21 protein-coding genes are annotated in these 19,705 nt (G+C 52.7%); 13 read left to right on the top strand and 8 right to left on the bottom strand.

Annotated elements, in window-relative coordinates; translation table 11 throughout:
* Window positions 1-235: 235 nt before the first annotated feature.
* Window positions 236-1,189 (top strand): 23S rRNA pseudouridine(955/2504/2580) synthase RluC, encoded by a 954-nt coding sequence (rluC, locus tag HMPREF3178_RS28515; protein ID WP_115240149.1) that lies wholly within the window; start codon window positions 236-238, stop codon window positions 1,187-1,189.
* Between the two features lie 11 nt (window positions 1,190-1,200).
* Here rluC and HMPREF3178_RS28510 read toward each other — a convergent pair whose 3' ends face one another.
* Both HMPREF3178_RS28510 and HMPREF3178_RS28505 read right to left on the bottom strand, forming a co-directional pair.
* Window positions 1,201-2,346, bottom strand: a complete 1,146-nt coding sequence (locus HMPREF3178_RS28510) for a dienelactone hydrolase family protein (RefSeq protein WP_017146131.1) — start codon at window positions 2,344-2,346, stop codon at window positions 1,201-1,203.
* 222 nt (window positions 2,347-2,568) lie between these two features.
* Window positions 2,569-3,153: a Maf family protein gene (locus tag HMPREF3178_RS28505; RefSeq protein WP_004101073.1), complete on the bottom strand. Its 585-nt coding sequence runs from the start codon at window positions 3,151-3,153 to the stop codon at window positions 2,569-2,571.
* A 141-nt stretch (window positions 3,154-3,294) separates the two neighbouring features.
* Between HMPREF3178_RS28505 and yceD the strand changes: the two genes are divergently transcribed.
* The 8 genes from yceD to fabF all read left to right on the top strand — a co-directional run bounded on the left by yceD (window position 3,295) and on the right by fabF (window position 9,783).
* Window positions 3,295-3,816, top strand: a complete 522-nt coding sequence (gene yceD, locus HMPREF3178_RS28500; protein ID WP_004101075.1) for a 23S rRNA accumulation protein YceD — start codon at window positions 3,295-3,297, stop codon at window positions 3,814-3,816.
* Between the two features lie 16 nt (window positions 3,817-3,832).
* Window positions 3,833-4,006 carry a 50S ribosomal protein L32 gene (rpmF, locus tag HMPREF3178_RS28495; protein WP_004101077.1) on the top strand — a complete coding sequence of 58 codons (174 nt, stop codon included), beginning with the start codon at window positions 3,833-3,835 and terminating at the stop codon, window positions 4,004-4,006.
* 202 nt (window positions 4,007-4,208) lie between these two features.
* Window positions 4,209-5,306, top strand: a complete 1,098-nt coding sequence (gene plsX, locus HMPREF3178_RS28490; RefSeq protein ID WP_024274027.1) for a phosphate acyltransferase PlsX — start codon at window positions 4,209-4,211, stop codon at window positions 5,304-5,306.
* A gap of 53 nt (window positions 5,307-5,359) precedes the next feature.
* Complete coding sequence (locus HMPREF3178_RS28485; RefSeq protein ID WP_004101080.1) at window positions 5,360-6,313, top strand: beta-ketoacyl-ACP synthase III; 954 nt, start codon at window positions 5,360-5,362, stop codon at window positions 6,311-6,313.
* A 15-nt stretch (window positions 6,314-6,328) separates the two neighbouring features.
* Window positions 6,329-7,258, top strand: a complete 930-nt coding sequence (fabD, locus tag HMPREF3178_RS28480; protein WP_004112164.1) for an ACP S-malonyltransferase — start codon at window positions 6,329-6,331, stop codon at window positions 7,256-7,258.
* A 12-nt stretch (window positions 7,259-7,270) separates the two neighbouring features.
* A complete protein-coding gene (fabG, locus tag HMPREF3178_RS28475) occupies window positions 7,271-8,005 on the top strand; it encodes a 3-oxoacyl-ACP reductase FabG (RefSeq protein ID WP_004101082.1) in 735 nt (244 codons plus the stop codon).
* Window positions 8,006-8,215: 210 nt separating this feature from the next.
* On the top strand, window positions 8,216-8,452 hold the full coding sequence (acpP, locus tag HMPREF3178_RS28470; protein WP_000103754.1) for an acyl carrier protein: 237 nt from the start codon (window positions 8,216-8,218) through the stop codon (window positions 8,450-8,452).
* Between the two features lie 89 nt (window positions 8,453-8,541).
* On the top strand, window positions 8,542-9,783 hold the full coding sequence (fabF, locus tag HMPREF3178_RS28465) for a beta-ketoacyl-ACP synthase II (protein ID WP_004101085.1): 1,242 nt from the start codon (window positions 8,542-8,544) through the stop codon (window positions 9,781-9,783).
* A 102-nt stretch (window positions 9,784-9,885) separates the two neighbouring features.
* Here the strand turns inward: fabF and HMPREF3178_RS28460 are convergent, their stop codons facing one another.
* The 6 genes from HMPREF3178_RS28460 to HMPREF3178_RS28435 form a co-directional block, all read right to left on the bottom strand.
* The gene (locus HMPREF3178_RS28460) at window positions 9,886-10,356 is read right to left on the bottom strand and encodes a fimbrial protein (protein WP_224226410.1); all 471 of its coding nucleotides are present in this window, start codon (window positions 10,354-10,356) and stop codon (window positions 9,886-9,888) included.
* An 81-nt stretch (window positions 10,357-10,437) separates the two neighbouring features.
* Window positions 10,438-10,947 carry a fimbrial protein gene (locus HMPREF3178_RS28455; protein WP_017146128.1) on the bottom strand — a complete coding sequence of 170 codons (510 nt, stop codon included), beginning with the start codon at window positions 10,945-10,947 and terminating at the stop codon, window positions 10,438-10,440.
* Between the two features lie 13 nt (window positions 10,948-10,960).
* Entirely contained in the window at window positions 10,961-11,938 is a 978-nt protein-coding gene (locus tag HMPREF3178_RS28450; protein WP_017146127.1) for a fimbrial protein, read from the bottom strand.
* Between the two features lie 20 nt (window positions 11,939-11,958).
* Window positions 11,959-14,511: a fimbria/pilus outer membrane usher protein gene (locus tag HMPREF3178_RS28445; protein WP_017146126.1), complete on the bottom strand. Its 2,553-nt coding sequence runs from the start codon at window positions 14,509-14,511 to the stop codon at window positions 11,959-11,961.
* 34 nt (window positions 14,512-14,545) lie between these two features.
* Entirely contained in the window at window positions 14,546-15,220 is a 675-nt protein-coding gene (locus tag HMPREF3178_RS28440; RefSeq protein ID WP_004101093.1) for a fimbrial biogenesis chaperone, read from the bottom strand.
* A gap of 76 nt (window positions 15,221-15,296) precedes the next feature.
* Window positions 15,297-15,839 carry a fimbrial protein gene (locus HMPREF3178_RS28435; RefSeq protein ID WP_004112172.1) on the bottom strand — a complete coding sequence of 181 codons (543 nt, stop codon included), beginning with the start codon at window positions 15,837-15,839 and terminating at the stop codon, window positions 15,297-15,299.
* 394 nt (window positions 15,840-16,233) lie between these two features.
* Between HMPREF3178_RS28435 and pabC the strand changes: the two genes are divergently transcribed.
* Genes pabC through holB form a run of 4 tightly spaced genes read left to right on the top strand, consistent with a single transcriptional unit; the run spans window position 16,234 to window position 19,700 of the window.
* On the top strand, window positions 16,234-17,043 hold the full coding sequence (gene pabC / locus HMPREF3178_RS28430) for an aminodeoxychorismate lyase (protein WP_004112174.1): 810 nt from the start codon (window positions 16,234-16,236) through the stop codon (window positions 17,041-17,043).
* 2 nt (window positions 17,044-17,045) lie between these two features.
* Complete coding sequence (gene yceG, locus HMPREF3178_RS28425; protein WP_017146125.1) at window positions 17,046-18,068, top strand: cell division protein YceG; 1,023 nt, start codon at window positions 17,046-17,048, stop codon at window positions 18,066-18,068.
* Entirely contained in the window at window positions 18,058-18,699 is a 642-nt protein-coding gene (gene tmk / locus HMPREF3178_RS28420; protein ID WP_017146124.1) for a dTMP kinase, read from the top strand. The genes yceG and tmk overlap by 11 nt, the downstream gene beginning before the upstream one ends.
* Window positions 18,696-19,700, top strand: coding sequence for a DNA polymerase III subunit delta' (holB, locus tag HMPREF3178_RS28415; protein ID WP_017146123.1), 1,005 nt, complete (start codon window positions 18,696-18,698; stop codon window positions 19,698-19,700). Before tmk ends, holB begins: the two co-directional genes overlap by 4 nt.
* Window positions 19,701-19,705 lie beyond the last annotated feature (5 nt).

Genomic DNA, 19,705 nt, shown 5'->3' with positions numbered 1-19,705 from the left:
CTAACAAGTTTCAGCACGGAAAACGGCATCATTATTCCATTGCTAAGCTCGTTATAGCAAGTTGACTTTCACCTTTTATCACCCGGTTACCCACAGTTTTTTCACCCGCGTATACGGATTGTTCTAATAACAAACAAAACGATGATGAAGCATGCGGCGAAAACCGGATGATAATAAATATAAGCATATAAAAATGAGTGGCGCTAATGCGTCGGGCTATTTAGAATCGCGCACCATGAAAACTGAGATCCCAAGCGTAAAAATGGTTGCCATTGCTGATGATGAAGCAGGGCAACGTATCGACAACTTTTTGCGTACGCAGCTGAAGGGCGTACCAAAGAGTATGATTTATCGCATCTTGCGAAAAGGCGAGGTGCGGGTCAATAAAAAGCGCGTCAAGCCTGAGTATAAGCTGGAAGCCGGCGACGAAGTGCGCATTCCGCCGGTCCGCGTCGCGGAGAAAGAAGAAGAGGCGGTCTCTCCCCACCTGCAGAAAGTTGCTGCGCTGGCCGATGTGATTTTATATGAAGACGATCATATTCTGGTGCTTAATAAACCTTCCGGGACAGCGGTACACGGCGGCAGCGGGTTGAGCTTCGGCGTGATTGAAGGTCTGCGCGCGCTGCGCCCGGAAGCGCGCTTCCTTGAGCTGGTGCATCGCCTCGATCGCGATACCTCTGGCGTTCTGTTGGTCGCCAAAAAGCGTTCCGCGCTGCGTTCCCTGCACGAGCAGCTGCGCGACAAAGGAATGCAAAAAGACTACCTGGCGCTGGTGCGCGGGCAGTGGCAGTCCCACACTAAAGTGGTGCAGGCTCCGCTGCTGAAGAATATTCTGCAGAGCGGTGAACGCATCGTGCGGGTTAACCAGGAGGGGAAACCGTCGGAAACGCGTTTTAAAGTCGAAGAGCGTTATCCCCATGCGACCCTGGTGCGCTGCAGCCCGGTAACCGGGCGTACCCATCAAATCCGCGTGCATACCCAATATGCCGGTCACCCTATCGCTTTTGACGATCGCTACGGCGACCGGGAATTCGATAAGCAGCTGTCAGGCACCGGCCTTAACCGGCTGTTCCTGCATGCGGCGGCGCTGAAGTTTACGCATCCGGGTACAGGGGAAGTGATGCGTGTTGAAGCGCCTTTAGATAACCAGCTTAAGCGTTGCCTGCAGGTTTTACGTAACGCGAAGTGATACGGACTTGCTCAGGGCTTGAGCCACTTATCAAGCCAGGGGAACACTTCATCCTGCTGTTCTTGATAAAAGACGTGGCCCAGTTCCGGCCACGTTCTGGTCTCCAGCTTATCCTGCGCGTTCTGTGACGCCCATACGTTATGCACCTTAGCGAAGGCGTCATTAACGGCTGCAGCGGGAAACAGCTTATCCTGCCCGCCGCTATAAATCAGCATCGGCCTGGGCGCTGCAATGCTGGCGATGTCGGGAATATCAAGATGTCCGGCCAGGCCCGGATGAAGCATATAAAACGCCGATTGACCGCGCAGAACGTTGTTGCCTGGCTGCATCAGGCCGTTCCAGGTACCAAACCAGGAGATCGCGGCAGTGGCGGCGACTTTGTCAGTCAGGGCGGCCAGTTGCCAGGCGCGAAAACCACCCATTGAAAAACCCAGTACCCCGATGCGTTTATTATCAACCTCTTTTAACGTACTGACGAAATTCACGGTTCGCAGATCTTCATAGGCGACTTCCCCTGCCAGCGAGCGCCCAAGGTTAAAATAGTTACTGGCCAGCGCCTGCTGCTGCTCGTAGGTCATGGGGCCGCGATCCCCCCAGCCCGGGCTATCAATAGCGATGACAACATAACCGCGCTGCGCCAGCTCATCGCCGATGAACCGACCGCTGAAAAATTTATCTGCCCATGCCTCGGCGCTGGCCAGGCGTGCGGCATCCCGCAAAGGACGAATCAGTTTCTCCTTGCCTATGTCAAATTTTGAGCCATGGTCGTGCAGCAGGACAATGGCCGGGTGAGGGCCTGCTGATTTGGGCGTTAACATCAGAGCGGCAATCCGGTTTTCATCTGTGACGTTAAATGCCAGTTTCTCGGCGCGATAGGTGCCCCGATCTTCGCTCATCAGCGTTTGCGGGGTGAACGGGCTTGCTGATGTCGGCGTTAGCAGGGATTGCCGAAGCAGCGTGCGGGCGTGCTCTCGCCATTGATCGAAATGACGATAGTTTCCAGAGAGCCACGAGTCCGGATACGTCATCTGCGCTTTCAACTGCTGCCAGGAGGCGGGTAAATTGCCTTCTACGACGCCCTGGCGCTGCCAGTCGTTCGCGTTGACGCTGGCGGCGGCCAGCAGGGTGAGGGTCAAAAGCGTAGCGCGAAAAGGCATAGTGGCTCCATTTTTAAAATAAAACGTTGTTTTATTATTTTAATGGTGCGGCAAAAATAAACTGTGACAGGTAAGGCATTACTGTTGTGGGGGAGTACGCGTTGAACTGCTGCGTGGCGTTAAACAAACCCGACGCGGATGGTTCTGTGACTTAAGTTCTTGATAAACGGCGTTATGGCATCGGGAAAAACACACTCTCTCCGATGCCATGCGTCATTATGTTCAGGTGAGCAGGGGATTGAATCCTTCCCGGCGCAGCATTTGACATAACGCGATGAGCGGTAAACCGACCAGCGCGTTAGGATCGCGGCCCTCGAGTCTCTCGAACAGCGTGATGCCTAATCCTTCGCTTTTGAAACTGCCGGCGCACTGCAGCGGATTTTCTTTGCGGATATAGCTTTCAATTTCCCGATCGCTTAAATGGCGGAAGTGGACGTCAAAGGGTTCACATTCAGTTTGTAGATGACCCCTGGCAGAGTTATATAGCGCGAGGCCGGTGTAGAACGTGACGATGGTGCCGCTGGCCTTTCTCAACTGGCGATGGGCGTTCTCTTCGGTATGCGGTTTGCCGGTAATTTCACCGTCCAGGACACAAACCTGATCGGAGCCTATAATGAGGTGCTGCGGATAGCGTGCGGCGAGGGCCTGCGCTTTTGCCTGCGCCAGACGCATCACCAGCTGGCGGGCGGGCTCGCCGGGCAGCGGGGTTTCATCTACGTCCGGCGCCGCGCATTCAAAAGGCACCGACAGCTTTTCCAGCAGCATTCGCCGCCAGGGCGAGGTTGACGCGAGGATCAGTTCAGACATATTTTTTCATCCACATATAGCGCTTCGCAGAGCATCATTTTAAACTATGCGCCGCAATGTGTGCGAATAAATGGCAAAAGGCAACCTGAGGCTGCCTTTTTCTTTGACTCTATGACGTTACAAAGTTAATATGCGCGCCCTATGCAAAAGGTAAAATTACCCCTGACTCTCGATCCGGTTCGCACGGCTCAAAAGCGCTTAGATTACCAAGGTATCTATACCCGTGATCAGGCTGTGCGCGTCGCTGATTCTGTTGTCAGCGTGGACAGCGATGTGGAATGCAGCATGTCGTTCGCTATTGATAACCAGCGTCTTGCCGTTTTAAGCGGCGATGCGACGGTGTCGGTAACCCTCGAATGTCAGCGTTGCGGGAAACCGTTCCCCCATCATGTTCACACAACGTATTGTTTCAGCCCCGTCAGAAATGACGAACAGGCCGAGGCACTGCCGGAAGCGTATGAGCCGATTGAGGTTAACGAATTCGGTGAAATCGATCTGCTGGCGCTGGTTGAAGATGAAATTATCCTCTCCTTGCCTGTAGTTCCGGTGCATGATTCTGAACACTGTGAAGTGTCCGACGCGGACATGGTCTTTGGTGAACTGCCTGAAGAGGCACAAAAACCAAATCCATTTGCCGTATTAGCCAGCTTAAAGCATAAGTAATTGAGGAGTAAGGTCCATGGCCGTACAACAGAATAAACCAACCCGTTCCAAACGTGGCATGCGTCGTTCCCATGACGCTCTGACCGCAGTCACCAGCCTGTCTGTAGACAAAGCTTCTGGTGAAAAACACCTGCGTCACCACATCACTGCCGACGGTTTCTACCGCGGTCGCAAGGTTATCGCTAAGTAATCACGCATTACTCCATGGATTTCGCGTTGCAAGAAGACGCAAGCGAGAGAAGCGCCGGGAGCATAGCTCACTATGTGACTGGTGTGAACGAGCGCAGTCAACGCACTTGCAGCGCGAAAGACGAAGAGTAAAAGCGTGATGAAGCTTAGTGAGGATCTCCCCGGGTAACTGGGGAATAACCGAACCGAGCAGCGACGATACCTTGACACGTCTAACCCTGGCGTTAGATGTCATGGGCGGGGATTTTGGCCCTTCCGTGACAGTGCCTGCAGCATTGCAGGCACTGAACTCTAATTCACAGCTCACACTTCTTTTAGTCGGCGATCCCGACACTATCGCGCCATTACTTGCCAAAGCTGATTTTGAACAACGTTCACGTCTGCAGGTTATCCCTGCGCAGTCAGTTATTGCCAGTGATGCCCGGCCCGCGCAAGCGATTCGCGCCAGCCGCGGTAGCTCAATGCGCATTGCGCTGGAGTTAGTAAAAGAAGGGCGGGCGCAGGCCTGCGTCAGCGCGGGTAATACCGGAGCGCTAATGGGGCTGGCGAAGCTGTTGCTCAAACCCATTGAGGGGATTGAGCGCCCTGCGCTGGTTACCATGCTGCCGCACCAGCTGAAGGGCAAAACGGTGGTGCTGGATTTAGGCGCCAACGTGGATTGCGATAGCACTATGCTGGTGCAGTTTGCCGTCATGGGGGCGGTCCTTGCGGAAGAAGTTATTGGTATTAAGGATCCCCGCGTTGCGCTACTGAATATCGGCGAAGAAGAGATGAAAGGTCTCAGCAGCATTCGCGACGCGGCGGCCGTTTTGAAAACTTTGCCAACCCTCAACTATATTGGGTATCTGGAAGCCAACGAGTTGTTGACGGGTAAAACGGATGTGTTGGTTTGTGATGGATTCACGGGCAACGTCACATTAAAAACGATGGAAGGTGTTGTCAGAATGTTCCTTTCACTGTTGAAATCACAGGGAGAGGGGAAGAAAAGGTCGTGGTGGCTGCTTTTATTAAAGCGTTGGTTACAAAAAAGCCTGTCGAGGCGATTCAGTCACCTCAACCCCGACCAGTATAATGGTGCCTGTCTGTTAGGATTACGCGGTTCCGTGATCAAAAGTCATGGGGCTGCCAATCAGCGCGCTTTTTGCGTGGCGATAGAGCAGGCAGTGCAGGCTGTGCAGCGGCAGATTCCTCAGCGAATTGCCGCTCGCCTGGAATCTTTATACCCTGCAGGTTTCGAATTGCCTGAGGACGGCAGAAGCGGGAACGCCAGGCCTCAAAGCCCGGTGACCGGAAACGACTGACGCCTCGCAGTTTGAGTTAACCAGGTATATTACCCAAGAGTGACTGAGCGTACATGTATACGAAGATTATTGGTACCGGCAGCTATCTGCCTGAGCACGTGCGTACGAACGCTGAACTGGAAAATATGGTCGATACGTCAGACGAGTGGATTGTCACTCGTACCGGTATCCGTGAGCGTCGTATTGCCGCGCCGAACGAAACAGTTGCTACCATGGGCCTTGAAGCCGCTAAGCATGCGCTGGATATGGCGGGCGTAAAGCCGGAGCAAATTGGTCTGATTATTGTTGCGACCACCTCCGGTACCCATGCGTTTCCCAGCTCGGCTTGCCAGATTCAATCAATGCTGGGTATTAAAGGTTGCCCGGCCTTCGACGTCGCTGCGGCCTGCGCGGGTTTCACCTACGCGCTCAGCGTTGCCGATCAATACGTGAAAAACGGCGCGGTCGATTACGCGCTGGTGATCGGCGCTGATGTTCTGGCGCGTACCTGCGATCCTGCCGATCGCGGAACCATTATCATTTTCGGCGACGGCGCAGGTGCCGTGGTGCTGGGGGCTTCCGAAGAGCCGGGTATTATCTCTACGCATCTGCATGCGGATGGGAGCTACGGCGAACTGCTGACGCTACCGAACGCCGATCGCGTCGATCCGGAAAACCCGATCTTCCTGACCATGGCGGGCAACGAAGTCTTTAAAGTGGCCGTGACCGAGCTGGCTCATATCGTCGATGAAACTTTAGCTGCGAATAATCTCGAGCGTTCGTCGCTGGACTGGCTGGTACCACATCAGGCTAACCTGCGTATTATCAGCGCCACGGCGAAGAAGCTGGGCATGTCGATGGACAACGTCGTCGTCACGCTCGACAGGCACGGTAATACTTCAGCCGCTTCTGTGCCTTGTGCGCTGGATGAAGCCGTGCGCGATGGCCGCATTCAACGTGGTCAGCTTATTCTGCTGGAAGCCTTTGGTGGCGGTTTCACCTGGGGTTCCGCGCTGGTTCGTTTTTAGGATAAGGATTTAAACATGACGCAATTTGCTTTTGTTTTCCCGGGACAGGGCTCTCAGAGTGTCGGGATGCTGTCAGATATGGCGGCCGCTTACCCGGTAATCGAAGAGACGTTCCGTGAAGCCTCTGCGGCGTTGGGTTACGATCTGTGGGCGCTTGCACAGCAGGGCCCGGCGGAAGAATTAAATAAAACCTGGCAGACCCAACCGGCGCTGCTGACCGCTTCCGTTGCGCTCTATCGCGTCTGGCAGCAGCAGGGCGGAAAAGCGCCGATGATGCTGGCTGGCCATAGCCTTGGCGAATATTCAGCGCTGGTATGCGCGGGCGTTATCAATTTTTCCGACGCCGTTCGCCTTGTTGAACTGCGCGGTAAGTTCATGCAGGAAGCGGTTCCGGAAGGTACCGGGGCGATGTCTGCGATCATCGGTCTTGACGATGCTGCGATTGCGAAAGCCTGCGAAGAGTCTGCCGAAGGGCAGGTGGTTTCTCCGGTGAACTTTAACTCGCCGGGTCAGGTCGTTATTGCCGGTAATAAAGAGGCCGTAGAACGCGCAGGGGCGGCCTGTAAGGCTGCAGGCGCTAAACGTGCTCTGCCGCTGCCGGTCAGCGTCCCATCCCACTGCGCGCTGATGAAGCCCGCAGCGGAGAAACTGGCCGTTGAGCTGCAAAAAATAACCTTCAACGCGCCAGCTATTCCAGTCGTGAATAACGTTGACGTGAAAAGTGAAACGACGCCTGAAGCTATTCGCGATGCCCTTGTCCGTCAGCTGTATAGCCCGGTTCAGTGGACCAAAACCGTTGAATTTATGGCATCACAGGGCGTAGAGCATCTGTATGAAGTTGGCCCGGGTAAAGTCCTCACCGGTCTGACTAAACGTATTGTTGACACCCTGACCGCTTCCGCGCTTAACGAGCCGGCAGCTATGTCTGCGGCGCTTGAGCAATAAAAGAGGAAAACCATGAGTTTTGAAGGAAAAATCGCGCTGGTTACCGGTGCAAGTCGCGGGATTGGCCGCGCAATCGCTGAGACGCTCGTTGCCCGTGGGGCAAAAGTTATCGGTACTGCGACCAGCGAAAGCGGCGCGCAGGCGATTAGCGATTATTTAGGTGCTAACGGGAAAGGCATGCTGCTGAATGTGACCGATCCTGCATCTATCGAATCTGTTCTGGGAAATATTCGCGCAGAATTTGGTGAAGTTGATATCCTGGTGAACAATGCCGGGATTACTCGTGATAACCTGTTAATGCGCATGAAAGATGACGAGTGGAACGATATTATCGAAACCAACCTGTCATCTGTTTTCCGTCTGTCAAAAGCGGTAATGCGCGCTATGATGAAAAAGCGTCATGGACGTATTATCACTATCGGTTCTGTGGTTGGTACCATGGGAAATGCGGGTCAGGCCAACTACGCTGCGGCGAAAGCGGGTCTGATTGGCTTCAGTAAATCACTGGCTCGCGAAGTTGCGTCCCGCGGTATTACTGTAAACGTTGTTGCTCCGGGCTTTATTGAAACGGACATGACGCGTGCGCTGACCGATGAGCAGCGTGCGGGTACGCTGGCGGCAGTTCCTGCGGGGCGCCTTGGCTCCCCAAATGAAATCGCCAGCGCGGTGGCATTTTTAGCCTCTGACGAAGCGAGTTACATCACTGGTGAAACTCTGCACGTCAACGGCGGAATGTACATGGTCTGACCGAGATTTGCGCAAAACGTTCAGGAACCGCGCAGTCCGTGCGGTTCTCTGTAATGTTTTGTACAAAATCATTTGCGTTATGAGGGCAAACAGCCGCAAAATAGCGTAAAATCGTGGTAAGACCTGCCGGGATTTAGTTGCAAATTTTTCAACATTTTATACACTACGAAAACCATCGCGAAAGCGAGTTTTGATAGGAAATTTAAGAGTATGAGCACTATCGAAGAACGCGTTAAGAAAATTATCGGCGAACAGCTGGGCGTTAAGCAGGAAGAAGTTACCAACAATGCTTCCTTCGTTGAAGACCTGGGCGCTGATTCTCTTGACACCGTTGAGCTGGTAATGGCTCTGGAAGAAGAGTTTGATACTGAGATTCCGGACGAAGAAGCTGAGAAAATCACTACTGTTCAGGCTGCCATTGATTACATCAACGGCCACCAGGCGTAAGTGAACATCTCCAGGCGGTCACTCGACCGCCTGAGTTTTATCCATATTTTGTCCCACAAGAATCTATTTTCCCTCCCTGGAGGACAACCGTGTCTAAGCGTCGTGTAGTTGTGACCGGACTGGGCATGTTGTCTCCTGTCGGCAATACCGTAGAGTCTACCTGGAAAGCTCTCCTTGCCGGTCAGAGTGGCATCAGCCTGATCGACCATTTCGATACTAGCGCCTATGCAACGAAATTTGCTGGCTTAGTAAAGGATTTTAACTGTGATGACTTCATCTCGCGTAAAGAACAGCGCAAGATGGACGCCTTCATTCAATATGGAATTGTCGCTGGCATTCAGGCCATGCAGGATTCTGGCCTTGAAGTGACGGAAGAGAATGCTACCCGCATCGGTGCCGCTATTGGTTCCGGTATTGGCGGACTTGGCCTGATCGAAGAAAACCACAGTTCGCTGGTAAAAGGCGGACCGCGTAAGATCAGCCCGTTCTTTGTTCCTTCCACAATCGTTAACATGGTGGCCGGGCATCTGACCATCATGTTTGGTCTGCGTGGACCAAGCATTTCCATCGCGACCGCTTGCACCTCTGGCGTCCACAATATTGGTCACGCAGCGCGCGTTATCGCTTATGGCGATGCTGACGCAATGGTTGCCGGTGGCGCAGAAAAAGCCAGTACCCCTCTGGGCGTAGGCGGCTTTGGTGCAGCACGAGCGCTCTCCACGCGCAATGACAACCCGCAGGCGGCAAGCCGTCCATGGGATAAAGAGCGTGATGGTTTCGTACTGGGCGACGGCGCAGGCATGGTCGTGCTGGAAGAGTACGAACACGCGAAAAAACGCGGCGCGAAAATCTATGCGGAAATCGTCGGTTTTGGTATGAGCAGCGATGCCTACCATATGACTTCACCGCCGGAAGATGGCGCTGGCGCAGCGCTGGCGATGGTTAACGCTATTCGCGACGCGGGCATTGAAGCAAGCCAGATTGGCTACGTCAACGCTCACGGAACTTCTACGCCAGCAGGCGATAAAGCAGAAGCGCAGGCGGTGAAATCCGTCTTCGGCGACGCTGCCAGCCGCGTAATGGTCAGCTCGACTAAATCCATGACCGGCCACCTGCTGGGCGCGGCGGGCGCAGTAGAGTCTATCTACTCCATCCTCGCGCTGCGCGATCAGGCCGTTCCGCCAACCATTAACCTGGATAACCCGGATGAAGGTTGTGACCTGGACTTCGTTCCGCACGAAGCGCGCCAGGTTAGCGGAATGGAGTATACCCTGTGTAACTCCTTTGGCTTCGGTGGTACCAACGGCTCGCTGATTTTCAAGCGCGTCTAGCGGTCGATGCAGTCAATAAAAAACGGCACGTTTATACGTGCCGTTTTTTTATGTCTGACGTTAGAGGGCAGAGGCATTCGCTATCAAGGCGTCAGCATAATGTTATTTGTAGGTCACAGTAAGTAACAGGGTTGAATGAAAACTCCCTCCGGTGACACGATCGGAGGTGGCAATCATTCGAGAGGACAACTCTATGGTCCTTCCTGTTTCATAAGCAGTTCCAGTCATTCCACCAAAGCAATTTTGCAAATAACCACCATCTTTGCCAAAGGCCGATTGCAGTGCAATACCTGTGGCACTTCCGTCATTTTTTGCCAGACATTTATTGGATGGATCTGGCGTACCGGAGAAGTTAACAATTATGTCCGTTGTTGACGGTGGGCAAGAGGTGAATACGATGGTGTAATTCTGCCACTCGCTGGCATCCCCTGCCCTGGTAAAATCAGATGTCTTTGAATCCGGGAATGTAATGGTCTGATTGAGCGAATGTGCAGTATCTACCGTGCAGGCAGAGGCGACCACCGTCCCCGTCAGATTAATGTTTGTCGCAAATGCCGGAACGGCGGTCATCATTATCCCGAGCGCAGCCGTAAGGCATGAAATAACCTCTATTATTCGCAGTCTCATTATTTATATCCGGTCTCTTAAGTTATCCTACGGATAGGTGATGGTGGCCTGGACTTGAGCTGAAATGGTGCCCGGCAGAGGATTCCATTTAGAGACGGCACGGGCGCGCAAGTTGATTATGTAGACTCCTCCTACTTCGAGATTTTCCAGCGTGGTCCCATTTTTGTAAGCGGTTTCTGACAGGGTATTGGTTAATTCAACCATGACGCGTTGAGCGGTACCGGTATTTTTGTAATAAGCCGGATCGTCATCATCGCTAGTACCCGTGAAGGTCACATTAAAGAATCTGGCCGAAGGGGGGCAAACAAGCTCAAGATCTGCGGTTTTCCATTCACTGCCGCTACCTGGTTCAAAAATATCTCCGGCCCGAATAGAATCTCCCAGATCAATGGAGAGGGTTTCATTACCGCCATTGACCTCGCAAGGAGAGGCGATAACTTTTCCCGTGATATCGATATTGACCGCGTGGCTTAAAGGCGTGAATAATCCGCAGCTGGCGGTAACTAAGGTTGCCAAAAGTCCTTGTTTAATTTTCATTTCCTTTCCTTGTTTAGTTATAGGTTAATTTGAGTTCGATAGCGGATTTCACTTCGCCAGCCGTCACGCTTTCAATATTCTCAATATAATAAGCAACTTTAAATTCAGGGATTTCATATTCACCTGAACCTGCGTAATCACTGAGTGCTATTGAACTATTAACCGTATGGGGGGTTCCGTCGGCATTCTGGACCTGAATGTAAACGTTTTGCGCGTAGCCATCGCCATTAACGGCGTTGAGTATTCCATTTGAGGCATCGCGCGCGCCGTAAACGGCACTAAAGTTATAAGAAATACCGTCAATCGCGCCGGGACAGTTGATTAATTTGATGGTCGGAGCTTCAGTAATAGTTTGCGCACCATTTTTCAGCTTATTACCGTAAAGCGCAGGAAGCTTTATTTCCGTCGGTGCGTCTACCGTGCAGGAAGTTGTTTTAGGTTGCGACGCAATCGTTGAGCTATAAATACCGTGAGTGAATACAGCGGTCCCCCTTCCATCTGGGTTGTAAAAAGTGGCAGTTACCTGCGGTGCGCTGGTAATTTTACCGGCAGGGATCTTATTTGTCAGCCTGACAAGTCGGTATTTTACGTGGACGTAAGTGCTTATATCTGCAGCGACCTGCTGCCCTAAATTGAAGCGACTATTCGGAGTCGATTCTGTGCCTCCACCCGCATCAGTCAGTGTATCCACGCTCGTTTTATATTGAATGCCAATACCCGGATTGCTGGTCGCGTAGATATTGTCACCGACCAGGGGTCCGTTAATTGAAAGGGCAATATAAGAGCCGGTTGTATCACTCCTCGATACCGTTGTCGGCAGCGAACCCGCTTCTTCCCAATAGGTCGTTTCTCCAGGATTAGCTGGCAGCGTGAAATCACCAAATTTATAGTTCATTACGCTTCCCCTGACCGCATCAAAATAGTCTGCATGCGCGGGGAAGAGGGCAAAGAAAGTGATTGCCGCGATGGGTAAATAGAGTTTTGCGTTCATCTCGTGGCGCCTTTTCCTTTCTATTGGCAGGAAGATGTTAGTTCAGCGACCCCGCTTGCGGGGACGACGTCAGGTAGCTGCCAGAGAAACTCGCACTGTTCTGACGCTGTTTGCCCCCATTTTGCCGTAGCGGTACCGTTAGTCGGCATGCCGGTAAGATAAACTTGCCCGCCGTCGCCGACGATAGAACCGGACGGCTTGTCGACGCCGTTGACTGAGACCATTGCGCCAAAGGGGACGACGTCACCGCTGCGGCGAATGAGCGTCATTAACACTCGTTTGCCGACGTGAGCCGCAAAGTGGGTGCGGACGATGGCTCCACGAGTGGGCGTAACGGTTTGTGAGGTCAGCTCTACGTCGGCATTATCCGGTAGCGTCGCCGTATCCAGGGAAATCACGCTTTCACGATAGGGGGAGACATACGGAACAATGGTATAGCCGCGATAATCGGTTTTTACCCCTGTTTGATTCATTACCGTCACGCCATCTGCGCCGGGCGCTTCGACCAGGGCTGCAGTTTCGCCTAACTCCTGACTGAGCGTCAGGCCGTGAGCGTGGGCGACGATTCCGCCGTCAATACCATAGTTGACGCGGCGCTGATCGCGGTCATAGCTGTACGCCGAATTGACCCGGGCATAGGTGCCCTGATAGTCAAGACTGGCATAACCACCATTGCCTTCACCGTGATTTGTCTGGCTTTGCTGGATGTTCCAGTTCAGATTGTTGTCTGCCAGCGTAGAGCCATTCATCCCCAGATTATGGCTGGTGCTGCCGTGCTTACTGGTGTTCAGACTGTAGGTAGCGTAGTTATTACCTGACCCGAGATCGAAAGGAACGTTGATGTTAAATGAGAAGATCTGATCTTTGTCATAAACTTTTTTATTGTCGGTATCGGTGGTGTTTTCGTTATAGCTATAGTTGAGGTTGTAAGTTACTCCTGCCCAGTTGTTACTATATCCCACGCTGATGGAGCGCATTTTACGCTCGCTATTCCAGTAATCCTCACTCATCATGTTGAGGGTGAGCGAACCCAGGTTTTGGCTGATATTCTGGTTAAGCTGAAGCTCGGCGCGATTGCGGCGGCGATCGTTTTGACTTTTCCAGTCGTTATCGCGCCACGTGTCCAGTACCTCTGACAGGCTATAGTAGCCCGAGGTTGAGTATCGATAGCCCGCAATTGAGAAATTGGTTCCCGTTTCAATAATGTTCTTACTGTAGCGTATGCGCCATGATTGACCACTTTCTTTGCTTTCGTCCTGTTTTCTTGACCATGCCTGCGCGCTGTCTATCGATAGCGCTCCCAGCATTCCTAAATTTTTACCTGCACCCAGAAGGACGGACTGGTAATGTTGAGAGAACTGACCGCCGCTATAAACGGTAAAGCCTGCCGGTAGACCGTAAATGACGGTCCCTTGCGTAAACGTGTCTTTATTAATATCGCTGTCATAAGGGCGGTACTGGCCGCTGGTCAGACTATATTTCAACCGGCCTTCACGCTGCAGTACGGGAAGGGAGGCAAAGGCGATTTTCTGATGTTGTTCGCTGCCGTCAGCTTCTTTAATCGTGACGTCAAAATCGCCGCTGCTGCCGGTGGGGTACATGTCAGCGATCTCAAACGCTCCCGGAGATACATAGCTCTGATAGATGGTATAGCCGTTCTGTTTAACGATCACCTGAGCGTTAGTGCGTGCAATACCGCGAATTACTGGCGCATAGCCGCGGAGGCTATCGGGAAGCATATCGTCATCGGAGGCGAGCTGCGCACCGCGGAAGGGGACGCTGTCAAAGATGTCCGAAGGCGCGGTGCTGTCGCCAATTGTGAGCTGGCTTTTCAGGGCGATGATATTGCGCTGTGCATAGGTATAGAGTGAATCCCAGCTCTCCTGTGCTTGCCCACCGCTGCTGTTACGGTTCCAGGTCGTGTAGTTGCGGATTCGCCAGGGGCCGATATTAAAACCGGGTCTTAAGTTCAGATAATAGCTGTTCGAGTCTTCTGCGCCGCGTTGACGAGCTTCGGTATTGGCGCCGCTAAAGTTGTAGTTCAGCAGTAGCGCATTAATTCCTTCGTCTAGCCGCTCTGGAGCCACATAGCCGCGGACATGGTTGTTTAATGCAGCTTGTGGAATAGAGAGGCGTAGCTGCTGGCGATCGAAGACAAATTCCGCATTGGCCTGTGGAATAACCTGTAAGTTGGCGCAATCTTTACCGTCAGCAAGCTGGGGAAATGACTGTGTACGGATACCAAATTTTTGTAATGCCTCAAGGCTAAGACAGGGCTGGAGCGTAGCGTTGCCCTGGCTATCTTTTTGCATTACAAAATCAATATCATATAGACCGACTGATGTTTTATTGACGATAACGTCAACATGATAGTTTCCCGGTATCTGGCCGATGCCTTCTTCAAAAGCAGAGAGGTCGGTCAGATCCTTTCCCGGCCCATCGATCCCGAGAAAGGCCGGATTAAAATACTCGCGAGCTAATGCGGTATTATGAATAGATAAAGCACACTGCAAGGCAATAAAGCAGGCGATACGACTGAGCGTTATTTTCTTTTTGTAGGCGTCTACATTCATCCCGATATCCTTTCGGTGCTAACACTGGTTAGCGTTATAAACGTGCTCGATGCTCTTTTCCGACGGAGCCATAATCAGTAATCAGCGTCCATACCACATCGCCGCTCGCGCCGGCAGGAATGGCAAAGCTAACCGAGCTCTTCGGTGCAACCCAGGCGGCATTTTTTACCGAAGTATTGCCCATTTTGATGGTACTGAAGTTCATGTAGTACGCTGTAGGATTGCTAACGATCAGAGTATTACCGTTACGCTGCCAGGTTAATTTTTCGGCAATATCTTCCGGCATTTTGATAAGCGCCTGGGGGCGATATATTAACTTGATGCGCGTTTTTATGGCTATTTGCAGGCTATTTACATTATCCTGCTTCTCCGTCGAAGGAATAGATTTAATATTCATCCAGTACAGAGACTCCCGGTCCTCAGGTAAGTTACCGCCGGTGCGAATTATTCTTAGCGTGTTCTCTTGTCCAGGCCCGAGACGAAAGAGCGGTGGAGTAACCATAAAGGGTGATTTATCGTTGTTTTTTTCTCCGCTATCGCTCCAGGATTGTATCAGATATGATGATTTGTCAGGATTTTTTACGCTAATTGAAGTCTCCTTTTTATCACCGTTATAAATAACGCGCGTTCCACCGATAATAACGCCGGCTTGAGCTGATACTGTCATCATTAATAGCGTTGTGGCAATTAATACTAAGCTTTTTTTCATTGGCAATATCCCGAAAAATAAAGCCGGGTTCCCGGCCTTATTTTTGTATGGTTGTGATAAATGAAGAAAGGGGCGATCAGTTGTAGGTCAGCGTGAAGTTTACGGTACCATTAGCATCACCGGCTTTCACTGTATCTGTGGTTGCGATATAGCGAGCGAAGAAGTTAAGAGTGGTTTCTTCAGCTGCATTGTTGCTAATAGTTACCGGTCTGGAAGACGTGCCCAGCGGCAGCGCCGAGGTATCGTCGTTGAGTAACTGAATCGCCACGCCTTCAGCAACATTTTCACTACCCGCACCGGTCAACTGTAAATAATCGGTATTGATGCTATCCGGAGTACCGTCATATTTAACGCTAATCGGCTTACCCAACAGGTCTTCCGGGCATTCCGTCAATACCAGCGAGAAGCGAGTGGTCGCCGCCGTGTCGCCAGCAGCCGGCAGTGCGGTTTTAGAGACTTCACCGAGCTTCACATCCTGTGCGCTGGTGACTCCGCCATTAATTTTACAACCGGTTTCTGTTATTTTACCGGTAAAATTAATCTGGCCATCCTGTGCTGATGCAGAAGAGGCAATCCCCATGGTGGCAACAAAAGCGATAGTAGCTAATTTTAATTTCATTGATGAGTCCTTGATAAAGATAAGTGACGATGATTTTTCCATTTCATCGATAGGGAAATAATAATCGTACAGAATTTAATATTAATTTCGGGCAATTTGATTATAGGTATTCTTAGTGATGTGGGTAGCTATGTTTTCTAAAACTGGATTGTAGATTTTTTTAAAAATCAATATTTATTATGTGATTTTTCATGTGAATAGTATTACTTGATGTGTATCCTTATTATTTCTCTGAATGCTTTGATGGAAGGTAAAATCAGTTTTTGTGGATTATGAATTCACTAATTATGGCAACTAAACAAGTAGGCACAGAAGGGTTTATTGATTTGTACAGATGGTTGCATAATGCGTCCTCTGAAGGCACTCTTATCGTTATTAATAATGAGGGGGGTGAATGTATCTACTGAATGGCGCATGGGCGAATGTGTTACCGGTGAACGATCGCGGCGTGCAGTTTGGCGATGGCTGTTTTACCACCGCGCGAATTGTGGCGGGACAGGTTCAGTTCCTCAACGCACACCTGACTCGGCTACAAACGACCTGCAAAAAGCTCTTTATCCCCTTTAACGACTGGGAATTGTTGGCAGGGGAGATGGCACGCCTTGCGCAGCCCCATTCTGATGGCGTGCTGAAAGCGATCATCACGCGCGGAGTGGGCGGTCGAGGCTATAGCGCCGCAGGCTGCGTAAATCCCAGCCGCATCCTCAGCGTATCGCCTTACCCGGCTCACTACCACCGCTGGCGTAAAGAAGGGATCTCCGTCTCGCTGAGCCCGGTTCAGCTGGGATGCAACCCTTTACTTGCCGGACTCAAACACCTTAATCGCCTTGAGCAGGTGCTGATTCGTTCTCATCTTGAGCAGACGGATGCCGATGAGGCGCTGGTCCTTGACAGCGAAGGGTGGCTTACGGAATGCTGTGCCGCGAACATATTCTGGCGTACAGGCTTTGACGTCTTTACCCCGCGCCTCGATCGGGCGGGAGTCAATGGCATTATGCGTCAACACATTCTCGCTAAGCTGGCACCATCGCCGTTTCGCGTTGTCGAAGTCACCATGCGCCCCGATGCGTTACGCGAAGCCGACGAGGTCGTTGTCTGTAACGCATTGATGCCGCTGGTGCCGGTTCGCCGCTGGGACGATAAATGCTGGTCCGCGCGCGAGCTTTACCATTTTTTAGCCCCCTTGTGTGAGCTGTCTGATTAGTCATGAAGAAAATGTTACGTTTCATCCTGCTATTGGTGGTGGTGCTGGGCATCGCCGCCGGCGTCGGTATGTGGAAAGTTCGCCAGCTGGCGGACAGCAAATTACTGATTAAAGAAGAGACCATCTTTACCCTCGAGACCGGCACAGGTCGCCTGGCGCTTGGGCAGCAGCTCTACAGCGATAAAGTGATCAACCGACCTCGGGTGTTTCAGTGGCTGCTGCGCATTGAGCCTGAGCTATCCCACTTTAAAGCCGGAACCTATCGCTTCACGCCTGAAATGACGGTACGTCAAATGCTGCAGCTGTTAGCCAGCGGCAAAGAGGCCCAGTTTCCGCTACGCTTCGTGGAAGGGATGCGGGTGAGCGACTACCTGCGCCAGCTGCGCGATGCGCCCTACGTAAAGCATACGCTGGCGGACGATCGCTATGAAACCGTCGCAAAGGCTCTCGATCTGGAGCATCCCGATTGGGTCGAAGGATGGTTCTGGCCGGATACCTGGATGTATACCGCCAACACCAGCGATGTGGCGATCCTTAAGCGCGCGCATCAGAAGATGGTTGCCGCGGTCGATAAAGCCTGGGAAGGGCGGATGGATAATCTGCCGTACAAAGATAAAAATCAGCTGCTGACCATGGCCTCGATCATTGAGAAAGAGACCGCAGTGGCCGAAGAGCGTGACCGCGTAGCCTCGGTGTTTATCAACCGCTTACGTATCGGCATGCGTCTGCAAACCGATCCAACCGTGATTTACGGCATGGGTGAGGGTTATAATGGTAAGTTGACGCGTAAAGACCTGGAAATCCCAACCGCTTACAACACCTATGTCATTAACGGCATGCCGCCCGGCCCGATAGCCGCGCCGGGGGAAGCCTCGCTCAACGCCGCCGCGCATCCGGCAAAAACGCCGTACCTCTATTTTGTCGCGGACGGGAAGGGCGGACATACGTTTAATACCAACCTGATCGGCCATAACCGCTCGGTTCAGGACTATCTGAAAGTACTTAAGGAAAAAAATGCGCAGTAACTATATCGTCATCGAGGGCCTGGAGGGCGCAGGGAAAACCACCGCACGTAATCTTGTGGTAGAGACGCTAAAACAGCTGGGCATTAGCGACATGGTGTTTACCCGCGAGCCGGGTGGCACTATCCTGGCCGAGAAGCTGCGCAGTCTGGTGCTGGATATACAGTCCACCGGCGATGAAGTTATCAATGATAAAGCCGAAGTACTGATGTTTTACGCGGCGCGCGTGCAGCTGGTTGAGACGGTCATTAAACCCGCGCTGGCCCGCGGCCAGTGGGTCATTGGCGATCGTCACGATCTCTCGACCCAGGCCTATCAGGGCGGCGGCCGCGGTATCGACCAAACGATGCTGGCAACCCTGCGCGATGCGGTACTGGGCGATTTTCGTCCCAATCTGACGCTCTACCTGGATGTGACTCCCGAGGTAGGGCTGAAGCGCGCCCGCGCTCGCGGCGAACTCGACCGTATCGAACAGGAGTCGCTCGATTTCTTTAACCGCACGCGCGCGCGCTACCTTGAGCTGGCAGCGCAGGACGACACCATACGCACCGTTGACGCCACCCAGCCGCTTGAGGCCGTTGAGCGCGATATCCGCGCGGTGGTGAATCAGTGGGTCGTGGAGCAGCGCGCATGAAATGGTATCCGTGGTTACGTCCCTCTTTTGAACAGCTAGTTTCCGGCTATCAGGCGGGACGGGGTCACCATGCGCTACTGGTTCAGGCGCTGCCGGGTATGGGAAGCGACGCGTTGATTTACGCGCTGTGTCGTTTTCTGATGTGCCGGCAGCCGGAGGGGCATAAAAGCTGCGGTCGATGCCATAGCTGTCAGCTGATGCAAGCCGGGACGCATCCGGATTATTATGCGTTGATCCCGGAAAAGGGGAAGAGCTCGCTCGGGATTGACGCCGTGCGTGAAGTGAGCGAAAAACTCTATGAACGAGCCCGTCTGGGCGGCGCGAAGGTCGTCTGGATAGACGATGCCGCTCTGCTGACCGACGCGGCGGCCAACGCCCTGCTGAAAACGCTGGAGGAGCCGCCGGAAAACACATGGTTCTTCCTTGCCTGTCAGGAGCCCGCACGCCTGCTGGCCACGTTGCGCAGCCGCTGCCGGTTACATCATCTTGCTCCGCCTTCTGAACAGTATGCGCTGGCGTGGTTAGAGCGAGAAGTGACAATGTCACAAGATGCATTGCTCGCGGCGCTGCGGCTTAGCGCCAATGCCCCGGCGGCGGCGCTGGATCTGCTGCAGGACGCTCACTGGAGCGTGCGGCTGCAGCTTTGCCAGACCCTGGGTGCTGTTTTAACCCACGGCGACTGGCTGTCTTTGCTGCCGGTATTGAATCATGAGCAGGCCGCGATTCGTCTGCATTGGCTGGCATCACTGCTGGTCGATGCACAAAAAAGGCAGCAGGGAATTACGCTTATCAGCAATCCCGATGCCTGGCCTCTGGTGAATCAACTGGCCGCTGCGCTGCCAGCCGCGCGTTTACAGGCGATCGCGTGCGACGTTAACGCCTGCCGCGAGCAGTTGCTGAGCGTTGTCGGTATCAATCGCGAACTGCTGCTTACCGAGCGCCTTCTGCGCTGGGAACATTACCTGCAACCTGGGGCGGTCCTTCCCGTATCCCACCTCTGAGAGAG

Source organism: Klebsiella sp. HMSC09D12 (genome assembly GCF_001808475.1).
In the GTDB taxonomy this organism is placed as follows: Bacteria; Pseudomonadota; Gammaproteobacteria; order Enterobacterales; family Enterobacteriaceae; genus Klebsiella; species Klebsiella oxytoca.
The sequence above is the reverse complement of the archived record's forward strand: the minus strand, read 5'-3'. Positions and strand labels throughout refer to the sequence as shown.